The organism is Staphylococcus sp. HMSC068C09, assembly GCF_001813735.1.
GTDB classification, from domain to species: Bacteria; Bacillota; Bacilli; order Staphylococcales; family Staphylococcaceae; genus Staphylococcus; species Staphylococcus hominis.
Window position 1 is genome coordinate 160,015 of sequence record NZ_KV813764.1, and the last position, 16,990, is coordinate 177,004.

The following is a 16,990-nucleotide window of genomic DNA, read 5'->3' on the forward strand; positions in this document are numbered from 1 at the left end:
GAAGATATTTATCTGGTTTACCGTCATTTTATCGAAGATGCACAATACAAACCACATGAAGTTGACGCAATTGTTATGGAAGATTTCGATAAATACTTCAATACGAAAAAACGTAAACGTAAGGCTTCTAAAGTGGCTAAAGCAGGAGCATTAAGTCCTGAACAAATGATGGCATTAATTTAAAAATAAGGAGGTGGAATAATGGCAGATTTTAACTTAGGTGCAGAGGTTTCGATGGATGTCGACCCCATAAAAGCCTCCTCAAGAACATTAGAACGAGAACTAAAGAACATCAATAAATCTTTACGCTCTCAACGCTCAGAATTCAAGAAAAATGAGTTAAGCGCTGAACAATTAGCAAACAGAGAAAAAGATTTAGGTAAAGCAATCACAGCACAAGAGGGTTTACTTAAAAAACGACAAGATAGCTTGGAAGATGTTAGAAGTGAAATCAGTAAATCTAATGTGGTTACTGAAGAACAAAAAAGAAAGCTTAATAGTGCCTCAAGAGCAGTACAACAAGCAGAAAATCAACTTTCTACTTATAATCGTGAATTAAAAGAGACAGAATTAGCTTACAAGCAATTTAATCGTTCAAGTGACCAAGTAAAGAATAGCTTAGGTGAACTTAAAAACAGAGCAAAACTTAGTGAAATCGCTTTTAAACAAGGTACACGTTCAGTTGATAACTACAAAGATCACTTAACAGAAATGAACTATACTATCACTAAATCAAAAGCTAACATTAGCTTACTTAAACAAAATTTAAAAGAAGTTTCATTAGCACATGGTTCTACAAGTAGACAAGCCGACAAATTGCGTAACGATATTTTAAAAGAAAGTATCGCTATGCAAATTGCACAAGGTCGAGCAGATGAGCTTTCAGATGAATTAGATGAAGTTGCTAGGTCACAACGTAAAGTGAGATTAGCTACTACTCTAATGGGAGCAGGGTTTGCAGGTGCTAGAGGTAGTATGGATCGTATCGCTACTACATTAAGAAGTTTAGGCGAAATTACACAAGGTGTAGTCGGTGAAGTCATGGCTACACAATTTGCCAACTTAGTACCTATCATGGGTTCAGTCGTAAGTGCTGGTGCTGGTATTGGCGGTATGCTCACATCATTAGCTGGTGGTGCTATCGGTCTAGGTGGCGCATTTGGTATTGGTATGGGCGCTATTAATGTGTTTGCAGGTCAAGCAACATATGCACTTAAAAAACTAGAAGATGGCGAATTAGCACTAACTAATGAAACAAGACGTTATCAAAGTGTGTTAAGTAGTTTGAAAAACGAATGGGAAGGACTTATCGCTCAAAATCAAGCTAAAATTTTCAACACACTTAGTAATGGTATTAATATTGCTAGAACTTCTTTATCTAACCTCAATCCTTTCTTAACACGAACAGCAGGACAAATAGAAGGCATGAGTGGAAAGATGTTAAATTGGATTAAAACTTCAGCTAATGCAAAAACTGCTTTCAATATTCTAAATACACAAGGAACACAAGCGTTCGGCCATTTATTACAAGGTGCTTATCATTTTGTAGACGGTACGACTGCTGTATTTAACAAGTTAAGTCCATTATTCGTGTGGGCATCAAAAGGCTTTGAAAATATGGCTTTATCGTTCAGAAAATGGGCAAATAGTGTTGAAGGCTCTAAAGCGATAAACGGTTTTGTTGAATACACTAAAACTAACTTACCTATTGTTGGAAGAATATTCGGTAATGTATTTGCTGGTTTATTCAATCTATTCAGTGCATTTAGTGGACATTCTCACAACGTTTTACTAGGTATAGAAAGCGTAACGGAAGGTTTCAGGAAGTGGAGCGAAGAATTAAAACGTTCAGACGGTTTCAAACAGTTTGTTGAATACCTAGAAACGAATGGTCCTAAAGTATGGCAATTAATTAAAAACATCACTGGTGTACTTTGGGGGCTAGTGAAAGGTATGGCTCCCGTTGCGTCAGTCACATTGTCGGTAACTAATGCTATAACTGGTTGGCTATCGAGCATGATTAACACACATCCTATGATAGGTAAAATACTAGGTTCAACAGTAGCTCTAACAGGTGCTATCTTACTATTACTTAAACCAATATTCCTAGTTAAAGGTGCTTTAACTGGTATGAGAGGCGCTTTACTTGCTGTTACAGGTGCAGAGAAGTTATTAGGTGCGCAAGGCGCATTTGCAACGCTAGGAATGAAACGACAAGCTATACAAGCAAAAATAACAACTGCTGCAACTAAAGCATGGTCAGTCGTTACTAAAGCTGCTGCACTTGCGACTAGAGGTTTAGGTCTAGCACTAAGATTTATGACAGGTCCAATTGGCATTGCAATAACAGTTATTGGTGCTTTAACGACTGCCATTATTTACTTATGGAAGAATAACGAAACATTCCGTAATTTCGTAATAAATGCATGGAACGCAATAAAAAATAGTGCAGTAGCAGTATTTGGATTTATCAAACCGTATATTATTAATATTTGGACTGCTATCAAGAACTCAACTATTGCTATTTGGAATGCTTTAAAAAACGCTGCAAAAGTAACATGGAATGCAATTAAGTTTGCAATTCAACATCCTATGCAAGCGCTTAAAAATATTATCTCGGATATATGGAATTTTATAAAAGTAACCAGTATAAAAACATGGAACGCTATCAAGAACGGAATAGTTGCTATCGCTAAAAGTTTAGTTAACTTAGTGAAAGCGAGTTTCAATGGTTTGAAATCGTTCTTTAGTACGTTGTGGAATTTCGTTAAAAATAATTCTATAAAAACATGGTTAGCCATTAAGAACAGTGTATTGAGAATTATTAGATCATTAGTTAATGGTGCTAAAACTGTGATTAGTGGTTTGAAGAAATTTATTTCTACGACGTGGAATGTCATAAAATCTATTTCAATCAGAACGTGGAATGCTATAAAAAACGGTGTAATAAATGCTATTCGCAGTATGAGTAATGGCGTTAAGAAAATTGTAAGTGTTTTAAAATCGTGGATGACAAAAACATGGACTGCTATTAAAAATACAACAATAAAATTAGCTAAAGGTTTAAGTAGTGGCGTTAAAAATATATTTAATAGTTTATCTAAAGTAACGCGTAATATTTTTAATAAGCTAAAAAACTTTATGTCTAGTGTATGGCGTGCTATCAAAAATACTACTATTAAATTAGTTAAAAATCTTTGGTCAGGCGTAAAATCAACGTGGAATAGCTTATCAAGAGGAACGCGTAGTATTTTTAATAAAATCAGAAGTTTCATGAGTAGCATTTGGCGTAATATTAGAAATACAACAGTTAAGTTCGCCAAATCTTTATGGACAGGTGTCCGTAATACATTCAACAGTCTTTATAGAGGCACACGTACTATTTTCAATCGTGTTAAAGGCTTTATGTCAAACACTTGGCGTAGCATCAAGAATACAACAGTGAACATGGCTAAAGGTTTATGGAATAGTGTCCGTAAGGTGTTCAACAATATGTCTAACGGACTTAAAAATATTATTGGAAAAATCAAAGGTCATATTACTGGAATGGTAAGCGCAGTCAAGAAAAGTTTGAATGCATTAATCAAAGCTGTAAACTGGGTAGGCGGTAAATTAGGTATAGATAGCAAAATACCTAAACTTTCTACTGGTACAGAAGGTGCAAGCTCACAAAGTTTTGTATCAAATGGTGTAATCAACCGTCCTACACTAGCTACTTTGAATGACAAAGGTAGAGGAAATGGAACAGGATTAAACGGACATCAAGAGTTGGTGCAACGTAAAAACGGATCAATCATTGCGCCTATTGGTAAAGATGTAATTTTCCCATTGGATAAAGGGGATAAAGTTATAAGTGGTAGAAACACTCAAAAACTCCGAAATCAAGGCTTTATTCCTAAATTTTCTCGTGGTACAGATAGTGGTGCAGATGTTAGAAAACGTATGCTAAGAGACGCTAAGAAACGCAAGAAACATAATCATCCTACATTTGACGCTGGAGAAATGATGGGACAAGGTGGTTTCGGCGCAGGTGGTGCTGGAGGTGCTGCAAAAGAAGCGTGGAAATACGTTACTGACAAAACTAAAGATATAGGCTCAGGTGCTAAACATACAGTTAAATCACTTAGTGATGGTGCTAAGAAAATGATTAACACAACTAAAGGCGCTCTAGGTGCTGCAGGAACATGGGCTAAAGAGAAAGCAGGCGACTTATTACAATACGTCGGTAGTCCTGGAAAACTTGTCGATAAAGTTCTAAAAGAATTCGGTGTTGACTTTAGCATGGTTAATGGTGAAATTCCTAAGATGCTTTGGGATGCAATGTGGAAACGTCTTAAAGATGGTGTTAAGTCATTATTTGGCGGTTGGTTAGATGACGTTTCTGGTGGCGATGGCGACGGTCGATTTATTAAGTATCTTGATAACATTACTACAAGATACAGTCCGAACGGTCCACCACCAGGCTATCCGTTCAACTGGGCGCATCCAGGTATTGACTTACCATATATTTACGAAAAAGTCCTAACGCCGATGGGCGGTAAAGTTGAAACAAGACATACAGCATCAGGCTTTGGGAAACATGTTATCGTAAGAGCAAAACCTTATGATGCTTATTTTGGTCACTTGAGTAAATGGCTTGTTAAAAATGGACAACGTGTTAAACCGGGCGACGCTATTGGTATTTCTGGTAACACAGGTTCAAGTAGTGGTCCTCACTTACACTATGAAATGAATAAACACGGTTTTGGTTCAATGACAGGACACTCTATTGATCCAGTTAAATGGTTGAAATCACACAACGGTAGTAAAGGTGGAGTATCTAAATCAGCAAGTGCTTGGAAACCAGATATCAGACGTGCTGCTAAAGCAATTGGTGTGCGAGTATCTAGCGCTGATGTGAATGATGTTGCTCGACTTATCCAAACAGAAAGTAGTGGTAACGCTGGAGTTACTCAAGGGATAAAAGACGTGAACAGTGGCGGTAATGAAGCACAAGGTTTACTACAATATACACCAGGCTCATTTAACAGCTACGCAATTAGAGGGCATAAAAACATTAAAAACGGTTACGACCAATTACTTGCTTTCTTCAATAACACAGATTGGCGTGCTAATTTATCTTACTGGAAACGTCGAATGGCTAGTGGCTTAACTGGTTGGGGGCCAACTGGTAGACGTAAAAAGTACGCCACAGGAACAAACAATGCTCGTAAAGGTTACGCTACTGTGTTTGAAAAAGGTGGCGAAATCATGAACTTACGAGGTGGCGAGCAAATTATCCCTAATGATGTATCAATCGCTGCTATTGAACGTGTCATTAATAGTGATATCTTCAATCGCACTCAATCAGCAGTATATGAAGCAATTTCTCGCTTTGCAGATGGTATTAGAGAAGAAAAAGATAAGCAACAGCAAACAGAAATGCGTAGAAACTTAGAGTATCAAGCGTTAAAAGAACAGAATATTAAATTAACATCTTTAGTTGAAAAAATGGACGCAATTATTTCTACATTATTCAACTTAGAAGATAGTAATGAACGTATTGCAAACAAGTCTAATGTAATTGATAGATATTCGTTAGGCGAAGAAGTAAACACAATCGTTGATAAAAGAGAACGTCATAAAAATAGAAAAGCTAGATTTAAACCTAGTGTGACTTAGGAGGGATATTTTGAGCGACACTTTAATTATTAATGATAAAAAAGTGAATGATATTTATATCGAAAGAGGGTTCAAAATACCCTCTTTTAATTATGCTTTAGAAGTTGAAGAAGTAGCAGGTAGAGTTGGGGGTGTATTAAAAGATAGAAAGATAGGTCCATTAGAATTTGAAATACCTTTGATAGTAAGGAATGACACTCACACAAACAGAAACGGTCAAAAAAATCATGATGATATCATAAATGATTTAGTAAAAAGAGTGGATAGTGATAAACCAATTAAATTGCAGTTCGAAAGCCAAAACTGGTATTGGAATGCTTATATCACTGGTCCTTTCGAATTAGATAAAGATGTAGGTATGCAAGCTGAACTCTCTCTAAAAGTTACATTACTTGATCCATACAAATACGCAGTCGAAGGCACTAAAAACACAGCTATTTCAGATCAAGTATCAGTAGTTAGTACAGGGACAGCCGACAGTCCTATTATTGTACAAGCAACAGCATTAAAGAATGCGAGTTATTTCTCTATCACGAAGAATGATGAAGATTATTTCATGATAGGTGATGATGATTTAGATAAAAAGGTCGAAGATTATACACCGACTTTATTTAATGATGAGATGCGTTCTTTCTTTGGATGGACTAAAGTCACTAACGGTACTATCAACGATAATGTAACTGGTGGAACAGTTGGTGGTTCTATGGCAATGAGTTCTTCAAAAGACGCTTTTATGCTTGATGAAAACAGTATTACAGGCACGAGTGGATGGAATGGTGCAGAATATAAGCATTCATTCGGTAAAAGTACTCAAGATTTTAGTTCGACAGTTAAAATACACGTTAATCAAGGTAAAAAAGGTGCTACACATGCAACTCAATATATATACGACACAGATAACCGTGTGATTGCTTCTATTGGTTATAGCAACCCTAGAGCAACGCAAAATATAGGCACAATACATGTGACACTATTCGACCAAAACGGTAATCAAAAGAAGATATACAGTTATACAAACGCACCTAAGTTTTACACATGGAAACATATAGTAATTTATATGCGTTTAAAACGTATTGGAGATAAGTTTTATATAAAAACATGGAAATATGATGAAGTAGACTATCCTAAACGAATAACTCCAGTAGACGTTACAGAAAAAGTATTCATTGACGCAGGAAACTTCTATCAACGACCTATATCAGCAGTAAGTATCTATATTGCTAAGAATGGTAATAATTATCATATGCCAACAACGATATTAGGTAGTTATAATCATGAAATATTACCCAAACCACCTAAAGCAAGAGATTTAATTATTAAAAAAGGTGACTTGATTAATATCAATATGGAAGAAAAAACAGTAACAATTAATGAAGAGCCTGCGCTTGATTTAAAAACATTTGGTAGTGACTTTTTCAACATAAATAAAGGGATGAATGAATGTATGATTTATCCAGAAAACACATATGACACGACAGTATACTGGCAAGATAGATTTTTATAGATTGGAGGTTAGATAGTGAAGAATGTAGGAATACATGTACTTGATTTTAATGACAACATCATTGATTTTATTAGTCAAAGTGATGGCGCATTGCTTAATGTCGAAATGAGTATGAATGTAGAAGAAAAAACAGAAACCTTTGATTTTACGATTGAAAATACTCGAGCAGAGAAATTAAGAGAACGCAATCGTATTATCGCTCAAGACAATAACGGTACATTTAGAGAGTTTATTATCATCCACATTGCAGATAACTTTGACGGTACAACTGAAATTGAATGTAACGCAAGTTACCTAGAAGATTTGAAAACAGCAAAGCCAATTAAACCTGGTAAGTTTGAAGCACATACAACAACACAAGCGTTACTTAAAACACTTGCTGATACAGGTTGGGAAGTATCTGATGATACAGAATATGGTGGCAATAGAACAACATCATGGACTTCTCACACTAATCCGTTTGATTTAATTTACATGCTTTGTACTACTTACGACATGGTTCCTAGTTTTTATATCGAATTAGGCGCACATACTGTTGAACATCGTTATGTATCAATTACTAAACCTAAAAACTTATTCAAAGGTAAAGAAATTACTAAAGGTAAAGACTTAACAGGCATGACAAGAACGATTGATCTATCTGAAGTGAAAACTGCTTTACTTGCAGTTGGTCCTGAAAAAGAAGATGGCTCAAGAATTGAAACCGTTGTAGTAGATGATGAAGCACAAGAGATTTTCGGACTTCCTAATCGTTATATTTGGGATGTATATGAGCCTGAAACCGAAGATGAGAACATGACACTCAAACGTTTGACTACACTTGCTAAAACAGAACTTAACAAACGTAATCAAGCAGCAATAAGTTATGAAGTATCTTCAATCGATATTCATAAATATTATAACGATGTAACAGTACATCTAAGAGATATCGTCAGAGTTAAAGATAGAGATTTCAGACCACCTTTATATATAGAAGCAGAAGTCATAGGCATTAAGTACAATTGGCTAGCAGATGAGAGTGAGTTTACATTCGGTAATGTCATTGAGTACGAAGAAACCAAACTCAGAGAGTTCTTTAATAGAAAGTTAGATGAAATTACTAAAAAACTTAACGACAGTATATCTAATGTGAATACTATTGTGAGTGATGTTGTAGCTGGGGAGCTAGAATATTACGAACGTAAAATATTTAAAGGTGCAGAGCCACCAGAAAATCCACAAAACGATACATTATGGTACGATACGTCAAACTCTGATGTTGCAGTACTACGTAGATATTGGGACGGAGAATGGATAACTCAAACAGCTGATGATGTAGAAAAAATCGGTGGTTTAAGACGTGAACAAGTAATGTATCGAGATTTAAATAATAGTTTCATCAATTTAACTATTCAACATAGCAAGTTACAAAATGATGTGTACGATGTGTTAAATAATGAATATCTTGTCGATGATGATTTAAAAGCAAACTTAAACCAAGCATTATCAGATGTAGACAACGTGTATCAAAACATCAAGACAAATTTAGATAGCATGGATGAAGATACAGCAACAATAGGAAAATTAGTTGATACACAAACTTTATTTACAGTGTATCGAGAAAAGTTACAAACATTATATAAATACGTTACTGACGCTAAAATTTCTATTGATAAACGGTTGAAATTACTTCAATCACAATATACTGATGAGAAGTTTAATGATGCTATGGATAAAATAGCACAAACGTTACCTAATGGTCGTTGGGATAGTGAAAATCAACAGTTATATGCTGATATACCTAATCGTAATGAAGTAGAAAATCTTAAAACTACATTACAAGAATATACAGACGGTCAAATAAGTAATTTAAACAGTGTTTTAGGTAAGGAAATAGATAGCAAGATAAATACTAGCGAAAGTAAATTAAGCGCTAGTATAAATAGCGTAGAACGAAAAATAGATGGTATTGAAGTCGGCGGACGTAACTTATTATTAGGTACACTTAATTATGATTATGGCTTTGATAATAAATTAGATGGTCGTTTAGAAAAGATAGGCGATAGACTTTGGGTAAAAGTTTATAACGATTGGCTAGTTCAACAAACAATAAGCGCAATACCTAACGAAACTTATACAATTTCATTCAAAGTTAAACCTATTGCAGATAACACTAAAAATAGTGTGTATGTGCCAGTTAAAGAAATAGATACAAACAACAATGAAAAATATATATCTTATCAATCATTCGACTTCAATAAAGAAGAAACGTTTTCTTTTAATGTAACTACTACTACCGAAAAAATACGCATTACATTTTTAGTTATGAATAGCACATATCCTAGCTTTTATATAACAGATATGAAAGTAGAAAAAGGGACAATGGCTACTGATTGGACGCCAGCGCCAGAAGATTTACAAAGACAAACAAATCAAGCAAAAATAGAAGCAGAAGAAGCATCCAAAGCATATGCTAAAGCACAAGATGAGTTAAAACAGACAGAAATACAAGCATATGCTGACGGAAAAGTATTAGATGAAGAAAAACGAGCAATAGCTGACGCAATAGCAAAACGTGATGAAGCAAAAGAATACGCAGAGCAAAAAGCACAAGAGGCGCAAGAGGCAGCAAATCAAAATACATCTAATCAATTAGTGCCTATCACAACACGCGTAACAACTAATGAAACAAATATAACAGAATTAGATGAACAAATTAGTTTAATGGCTAAAAGTGATGATGTAGAGCAAAAATTGAAGAATGTTGATGGACGACTTACACCACTAGAAACGACAGTTAAAAGTAATAAAGCCACACTTGATATTTTACCTACGCAAATTGAAAGTAAAGTATCTAAACAAGACTATAAAACAGATCAAAACAATATAGTTCAAAGATTAGATAATGCTGATAGTGACCGCATACAACTTGCAAATAAAATTGAGGATAGAGTGACAATAACTGAATATAACAGTGGTATAGATTCCATTAAATCTACAAACCGAAATTATTTACAATCATATTATTCTCCGCATCAAAATATTGTCAACGGTGTAATTAATGGGGCTTATAGCGTTACATTAAACGCTAACAGAACACTTAATTTCTATTTCTATGACAGAGGTAATGGTACTAATCCTACACTTGAAGAAAATACAGATTATATTTTAAAAATACACGAATCAGACCAAAATGTAAGAATGGGAGTATTTTATAATAAAGGTTCTAACACGATTATAGGATATACAACTGATAACGTTATTCGATTTAACACAAAAAGTTATCAAGATATAAGAATTATATTGACACCTAACGTTGATAGCCATTTTATTGGGAAAGTGAGCTTATATAAAGGGACAAAAGAACTTGATTGGTCGCCTGCACCAGAAGATATAGAAATGTTAGCAAAAAAATCGCAACAAGACGCAGAAAAAGCATCTAAAGCGTATACAGACGCTCAAGACAATTTAAAAGAAACGCAATTAAAAGCATATGCAGACGGTATCGTGTCAGATGAAGAACAAAGAGCAATACAAGATGCTAAAAGCAAACTAGAAATGGCAAAGGCAGACGCACAAAGTAAAGCTAATGCAGCACAAACAGCAGCAGAAGAATATGCAGTTATTAAAGCAAATAGCGCCGAGACAAATGCCAAAGCATACACAGATGAATATAAACAAAGTAATGACGTAGCCATGACTAAACTAGAAACATCAATTACTCAAAATGGCGATAAAATAGCTTTAAAAGTTGACGAACAAAAGTTTAACGCTAGTCGTAAAACATTATCTCAAGTGATTTCAGAAATATCAGCCACAACTAAAGGGATAAATTTAAGTTACGATGAAAACGGTAATATTCAATCTTACACAATGGATAGAAATGGTATTCAACTTAGAGGCGATAAAGTAGATATTACAGTCAATAAAGACTTCAATGTTATGGCAAGTAAAGTTGATGATAAAGTCGGTAAAAATGAGATTATCAACCGTTTAAATTTAAGTCCCGAAGGTTTAGATATCAATGTTAATAACATTGGTATTCGTGGTGGAGATAATATTGACTATATAGATATTAGAAACAATTCTATCCTTTCTTATGGTTCTTTCACACGTACTTGGGCAAACGAAACAGATACAGCTAATTTACGTTTAGGTATTCAAGGCGGTACTGTAAAAGTACAAAATAGAACAACTGGTTATAACTTATATTTAACCGAAAAAGGTTTATCTACCATGCTTGCAGGCGCTGGTGATGAAACAGCAGGTACATTAGAATTCCACTCTACAAAATATAATGATACTTCAAGAGGTGTACGACTTCATTCAACCTATGGTGCAGTAGCATTAGAAAGTGATTACAGTCGTATTATTCTAAATGCAAACTTAACTGTAAACATTGAAAGTAACTATGGTATTTACTTCAGACCTTACCGTGATAATCGAACTGGAAACAATGAATTTGCTATGTATGTAAAACAAAACGATAGTGGTGCATACACAGACGGTGTTCTTAAATACGGTAATGTTTCAAGTGATACGTCACAATATGGTTCAGGCTTGAGATTTAGTAAAAGTTCTATTAATAGTACAATCTATGCAACAAACAAAGACGGTGATATTGGGACTGGCCACTTCTTTGCAGATAAATTATATGGAGATTTAACTGCTAAAGGAAGTAATGGTTATATTTTAGTAGACGATGCATTGCGTATAACTAATAAAAAAGGTTACAACAATGGCGATGTGAGATACAAAGACTTGCAATGTTTAGATGTACAAGCTAACTCTATAAGGGTTAATACTGCTAAAGATTTCTATATAGGTGTGTCTACTGGTGAATTACGAGTGACAAATAACTTACGGTATAACGGTGGAGATACAGGTTATAAAGACATTCGCTTTGCTAACTGGCACGCTATGTCGTCTGAAAAATTCAAATATGATATTAAAGAATGGAATTATAATGTATTAGATGCATTTAGAAATGACTTGAGATTGTATTCATACAAGTTAAATTCAGAAAAAGAAACAAACTATGCACGTAATCATCACGGAATTATTATTGAACGAGAAATACCTATTGAATGGCGACATGGAGATGGTTTTGACGGTAATGAGGTCATGTTTTGGAATACTAAAGCTATTCAAGAATTAATTAAAAAAGTAGATAAATTGGAGGAACAATTAAATGAACAATCAATTACAAGCTAATCCAAGTTACGTTATCGAGGAGTTAGTTACTCAAAACGCTAAACTTTCACAAGAAAATGCAATGTTAAGAGCAGTAATTAGAGAACAAGAACAACAAAATAATGAACAAACAAGTGCTGAAGGAGAGTAACCTTTAGCGCTATTTTTATACCAAATTTTAGGAGGAATTTATCATGGCAAATGAAATCGTAAAAAACACAGAAAGTTATATCTTAGTACAAGTGAATGAAAAAGGAGAAGAAGCAGCTTTATCTAATGACTTTAGAGGACAGTTCTACCCTACTACTAATGTAAATACCGCGACTAAATTTGATGATTTAAATAAAATTAAAGCACTTGCTAGTCGTTTAAACAGCTTAAACGAACTAAATTATGAATTTGGTATTATTGCTGAAAAAGTGACAGTCAAACCAGTAAAGCTAACCACTCTTTTAGAGTACGTGGAAGAAACAACTGAAACTAACGCAGAATAGGAGTTTTAAATATGAAAGAAAATTCATTTAACTACAAAGTGTTAGCTATCTTTATCTTTGGTTTTGGCTTACTTATGTTTGAAAGAGGTTTCTTTTGGACTAAGGAACAAAACACAGTATTAAGCGATAGCGATTTCTATATAACACTCCATCAAGTCATGCCTATTTGGTTATGGGGCGTTTTAGGAATGCTTTTTAGTTTGTTTATCATTCTTGCACCTATCTTCTTACCTAAACAACAAGTGGATAATAAATTTAACTTCTTACTTATCTTTGGTGGTAGTGGGAATGCAATTTATTATTTTTTACTCACTTCTGCAAGTATCTTTAATGCGATTAATTGGTTAAGTCCAGTACAGTTTGCAACTTTAGCAATGATTAATGCATTAATCGCTTACTATGGGGGTGCAGACGTTGCAGGAAAAAGATGAACGTTTCGTATTAAGAGAAGAGTGGATAGATAACACGAGTAAAATTCATCGAAAAATAGATGAGAATGATAAACGACACACTAGTGAATTGAAAGATTTGAATAATAAGGTAGATAAACAAATCATCTATCAAAAACAAGCGTTTGAAAGTCAAGAACGCTCAGAAAAGCATTTAGAGAAATTGAACGAAACAATGAAGAAATTCGGTGAAGATTTCACTGATGTTAAGTATCAAGTTAAAGATCATAGCAAACAACTTGAAACGTTCAGCGAAGTTATTAAAGAGAAACAAGGTTATAACGTAAAGATTATAGTTGCAATTATCAGTGGTATTGCTTCGGTACTTGTCGGAGCATTAGGTTTTGCAGCTGCATTCTTTTAAGTCGGCACATTGTGTCGGCTTTTTATTTTGAATAATAAGGAGTGGAAGAAATGGAAAGTATTATTGCATTTGCAACAGTAATTTCAGTTATCACAATCGCATTAACACAATTAGTTAAGCAAGCTGGCGTACCTAAAAACATTGTACCTTTAATTGCCATTGGTATTGGTATCGTTTTAGGTGGTATTACAGCTTTTATTCCTGAAATTGTTACCGAATTATCAATCGGAGGTCGATTGCTTGCTGGTTTGATTAGTGGACTAATGGCTACTGGTATTTGGGAAACAGTTCGACCACGTACAGGTTCAACTAAAGATAAAAATAATAAAATTGGTGGAGGTCGTGCATAATGGCAGAAAAATGGAATGGTGTCCCAGTTAAATATGATTTTTTACCGATTGGAACACGTAGAAGTGGGCAACCTTTAACAAGTAAGAAACCTTTATTTGCGGTAGCACATGATACTGGAAATCCTCACACAACAGCACAAACGAATGTGAATTATTATAGAAACACATATATGGAAAATTGGGCTACTGTTGCCAGCGCTCATATATTCGTTGATGATAAAGAGTGCATTGTATGTATTCCAGTTACAGAGAAAGCGTGGCATGTAATATATAACACGCCTACTGATAATCAGTGGTATGGTGCTGACGCTAACGACGTAGCGTTTGGTGTAGAAGGTAGCTATTTTCCAGGCAACATTCAACGTTCACGTAAGTCGTTAGATAATATGGCACGTGTATTAGCGTATTTATGTAACTATTGGGGAATTGATTATAAAACCGAAGTGCCGGGACACCAAGATATTCAAGCTGATAAGATTGATCCCGGAAACTTATTAGAGGCTTGTGGATATTCGAGAAACGTTAAGAATTTAGATAAGCAAATCGCTAAATATATTAATGGCGTTAAACCAGCACCGAGCAAGAAACTATCAACAAAAACAACTAAAAAGCCGACACCTTCGCCACAAAGTGTGGTTAAGTATAAACAAGCAATCGAATACATGCACAGCTTGAAAGGACAATATATCGACTTTGATAAAGAGTGGGCTTATCAATGTGTAGATGTCGTTGTAGACTTCATCTATCATGTAACAGGCGGCGTACGTTTCATTGGTAACGCTAAAGAGTTACACACTAAAAACGCCATGCCGAAAGGTTGGAAAGTGGTTAAAAATACAAGAGATTACGTGCCGCCTATTTGTGCAATTCCAATTTATACGTCAGGAATTTACAAAAAGTGGGGACATACTGGTTTAGTTTGGGACAATAGCGGCGGTACAAAATCATTTACAATCTTAGAACAAAACTTCGATAGTAAAGCCAATTCGCCAGCTAAATTACGTGAAGATGATTACACAGGCTTAACACATTTCATTGTGCCAGACTTCGCAGACGATAGCGTTGATTTAACTGATATTAAAGAAGTACAAAAACCTCAACGTAAATCTAAAAGTTCAATCAAGTTAGAGAAAAAGCCACCGCTAAACTTAACATGGAGTAATCAACCATACTTCAAAGCGGTTGCAGATAGCGAGGGCGTTAGAATTTGTAGACCTAACCATAATAACGTAATGGTTGTTACGAGTGAAGAATACAATCCGGGCGACGTGTTCTACATTTATGAAATTCGTAATGGTTGGGCTAGAGTTTACAGTCCTAGCAATGACGGTTATGTATGGTATGAACGCTTAATCGTTAAAGATATCTACAAAACAGCAGGTGGTAAGAATTTTGCAAAAAAAGATGATAAACAAGCAGTAGCGCAACGTAATATTCTTGCAGATACAACAGGAATAAAAGTGAATAGTATTCCACCATTAAACATGAAAAAGTCATCTAAAGCTAAATTCAGAGCGCGTGTCGATTATCATGGTGCAGCGTTAGTTAAATTTAGAGGTATAGAGTGGTACGTGACAAACAATACTTATAGAGCAGGATATGATCAGTTCTATATCTTTGAAATTAAAAATGGTTGGTGTCGTGTCTATTCTAGAAATAATAACGGATGGATATGGCATGAACGTTTGAGAATTGTAGAAGTGTATTAATATGATATAATCGACTTGGGATAATATCCCATACGTTTACAAAGTTCATTATGTTTTATGGAGGGACAAGTTTAGTGCTTTTCCCTCTTTTTTTATGTTATAATATAAACATAGTTTAACGCTAAACGATCTAGCCATAATTCTATTCGGGTTATGGCTTTTTATGTTATAATTAACTCACAAGGGTTTCACACCCAGTTAAAAACTTAATGATCTTTTGGAACAACTCACTTGAGCATGTTCCCTTCTAAGCTACCTAACATGTCACTGGGTAGCTTTTTATGTTATAATAAAAATACCCAGTTTATGATAATTAGACGAATATCAGATTTAACTTAAATGAGTAAATCGTTCAAACCACGTTCTTATGAGCGTGGTGTTTTTTTATGTTCGTATTATGTTCGGTCTATTCCTTTTTAAATAAGTTGTTTATTATATATTTAATTATGTTAAATATATTAAAAGGAGAATAAGAAAAATGGTTAACATTGCATGGGTGGTTCCTTCGCTTGGTGTGTTTAATAATTCTCAAGGAGATTTAGTAATTGAAAAGCCTTTATCCTTTATTGATTTAGAGGCTTTGCCAAATAACTTTTCTTTTAATGTATCTTTTGGGATAATTAATTTAGAAGAACATAGACAGTATAAATTGAATTTTCAAATTATAGATCCAGAGCAAAAAGTAATTTTTGATATTGACGTTGAAATTGATCATCAAAGATTAATTAAAGATAATCCAGACAAAAAATTTAATAATGTGTTTGAATCAAATGCAAATTTCAATAATTTTAAATTCCAAAAAGAAGGAGTTTATACTATCAAATTGTCTATAGATAATGCCGAAGCTCAATCTAATTTTAATGTGAATTTGGTGTCTTAATCATGGGTAATAAAAAAGTTAGCAGACCAAAACAATTTAAATTGCAACATAAGGAAGAAAGAACAATTATTGATTCAAGACAATTGAAAAAGGCAAGTGGTAGTTACGAATTTAACCCAAATTCAAATTCTACTTATGAAGAGGTGTATAAAATGTCTGAATATATTGAGAGAAAAGAATTTGAACAATTTGAAAAAAGGATAGACGATAGATTTAAAAGTTTAGAATCTAAAATAGATGATATACCAAACAGATTGAGCGATAAATTGCAATTAGCATTGAATGAACAAATGGAGAGTTTCAGAAAAGAACGTAAAGAGGATAAAAAGTCCATAATTACTTGGACGCTTTCTGGGACTAGTTTAATAGTTGCAATAGCAGGACTTCTAGCAAAATTATTTATTTAA

The 16,990-nt window shown here is 34.3% G+C and carries 11 protein-coding genes; all 11 read left to right on the top strand.

The window, feature by feature from the left end:
* Positions 1–201: 201 nt before the first annotated feature.
* The 11 genes from HMPREF2930_RS11835 to HMPREF2930_RS08515 all read left to right on the top strand — a co-directional run bounded on the left by HMPREF2930_RS11835 (position 202) and on the right by HMPREF2930_RS08515 (position 16,990).
* Entirely contained in the window at positions 202–5,661 is a 5,460-nt protein-coding gene (locus HMPREF2930_RS11835; protein WP_070597360.1) for a peptidoglycan DD-metalloendopeptidase family protein, read from the top strand.
* Positions 5,662–5,671: 10 nt separating this feature from the next.
* Positions 5,672–7,165 carry a phage distal tail protein gene (locus HMPREF2930_RS08475; RefSeq protein ID WP_070597362.1) on the top strand — a complete coding sequence of 498 codons (1,494 nt, stop codon included), beginning with the start codon at positions 5,672–5,674 and terminating at the stop codon, positions 7,163–7,165.
* A 15-nt stretch (positions 7,166–7,180) separates the two neighbouring features.
* The gene (locus HMPREF2930_RS08480) at positions 7,181–12,358 is read left to right on the top strand and encodes a phage tail spike protein (protein WP_070597363.1); all 5,178 of its coding nucleotides are present in this window, start codon (positions 7,181–7,183) and stop codon (positions 12,356–12,358) included.
* On the top strand, positions 12,336–12,488 hold the full coding sequence (locus HMPREF2930_RS11565) for a hypothetical protein (protein WP_176745772.1): 153 nt from the start codon (positions 12,336–12,338) through the stop codon (positions 12,486–12,488). Before HMPREF2930_RS08480 ends, HMPREF2930_RS11565 begins: the two co-directional genes overlap by 23 nt.
* Positions 12,489–12,531: 43 nt before the next feature.
* Positions 12,532–12,831, top strand: a complete 300-nt coding sequence (locus HMPREF2930_RS08485; protein WP_037540969.1) for a hypothetical protein — start codon at positions 12,532–12,534, stop codon at positions 12,829–12,831.
* A gap of 11 nt (positions 12,832–12,842) precedes the next feature.
* Positions 12,843–13,262: a hypothetical protein gene (locus HMPREF2930_RS08490; RefSeq protein WP_049419952.1), complete on the top strand. Its 420-nt coding sequence runs from the start codon at positions 12,843–12,845 to the stop codon at positions 13,260–13,262.
* Entirely contained in the window at positions 13,246–13,644 is a 399-nt protein-coding gene (locus HMPREF2930_RS08495) for a hypothetical protein (RefSeq protein ID WP_064617406.1), read from the top strand. Before HMPREF2930_RS08490 ends, HMPREF2930_RS08495 begins: the two co-directional genes overlap by 17 nt.
* Positions 13,645–13,694: 50 nt before the next feature.
* Positions 13,695–13,994, top strand: a complete 300-nt coding sequence (locus HMPREF2930_RS08500; protein ID WP_048681864.1) for a hypothetical protein — start codon at positions 13,695–13,697, stop codon at positions 13,992–13,994.
* The gene (locus tag HMPREF2930_RS08505) at positions 13,994–15,703 is read left to right on the top strand and encodes an N-acetylmuramoyl-L-alanine amidase (RefSeq protein ID WP_053019205.1); all 1,710 of its coding nucleotides are present in this window, start codon (positions 13,994–13,996) and stop codon (positions 15,701–15,703) included. The genes HMPREF2930_RS08500 and HMPREF2930_RS08505 overlap by 1 nt, the downstream gene beginning before the upstream one ends.
* A gap of 478 nt (positions 15,704–16,181) precedes the next feature.
* Positions 16,182–16,583, top strand: a complete 402-nt coding sequence (locus tag HMPREF2930_RS08510; RefSeq protein WP_070597365.1) for a DUF6941 family protein — start codon at positions 16,182–16,184, stop codon at positions 16,581–16,583.
* Between the two features lie 2 nt (positions 16,584–16,585).
* Positions 16,586–16,990, top strand: a complete 405-nt coding sequence (locus HMPREF2930_RS08515) for a hypothetical protein (protein ID WP_070597367.1) — start codon at positions 16,586–16,588, stop codon at positions 16,988–16,990.

Bases quoted from the DNA above. Each gene is read 5' to 3' on its own strand.
- HMPREF2930_RS08505 (WP_053019205.1), top strand. From the start codon at position 13,994: ATGGCAGAAAAATGGAATGGTGTCCCAGTTAAATATGATTTTTTACCG.
- HMPREF2930_RS11835 (WP_070597360.1), top strand. From the start codon at position 202: ATGGCAGATTTTAACTTAGGTGCAGAGGTTTCGATGGATGTCGACCCC.
- HMPREF2930_RS08500 (WP_048681864.1), top strand. From the start codon at position 13,695: ATGGAAAGTATTATTGCATTTGCAACAGTAATTTCAGTTATCACAATC.
- HMPREF2930_RS08490 (WP_049419952.1), top strand. From the start codon at position 12,843: ATGAAAGAAAATTCATTTAACTACAAAGTGTTAGCTATCTTTATCTTT.
- HMPREF2930_RS08485 (WP_037540969.1), top strand. From the start codon at position 12,532: ATGGCAAATGAAATCGTAAAAAACACAGAAAGTTATATCTTAGTACAA.
- HMPREF2930_RS08515 (WP_070597367.1), top strand. From the start codon at position 16,586: ATGGGTAATAAAAAAGTTAGCAGACCAAAACAATTTAAATTGCAACAT.
- HMPREF2930_RS11565 (WP_176745772.1), top strand. From the start codon at position 12,336: ATGAACAATCAATTACAAGCTAATCCAAGTTACGTTATCGAGGAGTTA.
- HMPREF2930_RS08510 (WP_070597365.1), top strand. From the start codon at position 16,182: ATGGTTAACATTGCATGGGTGGTTCCTTCGCTTGGTGTGTTTAATAAT.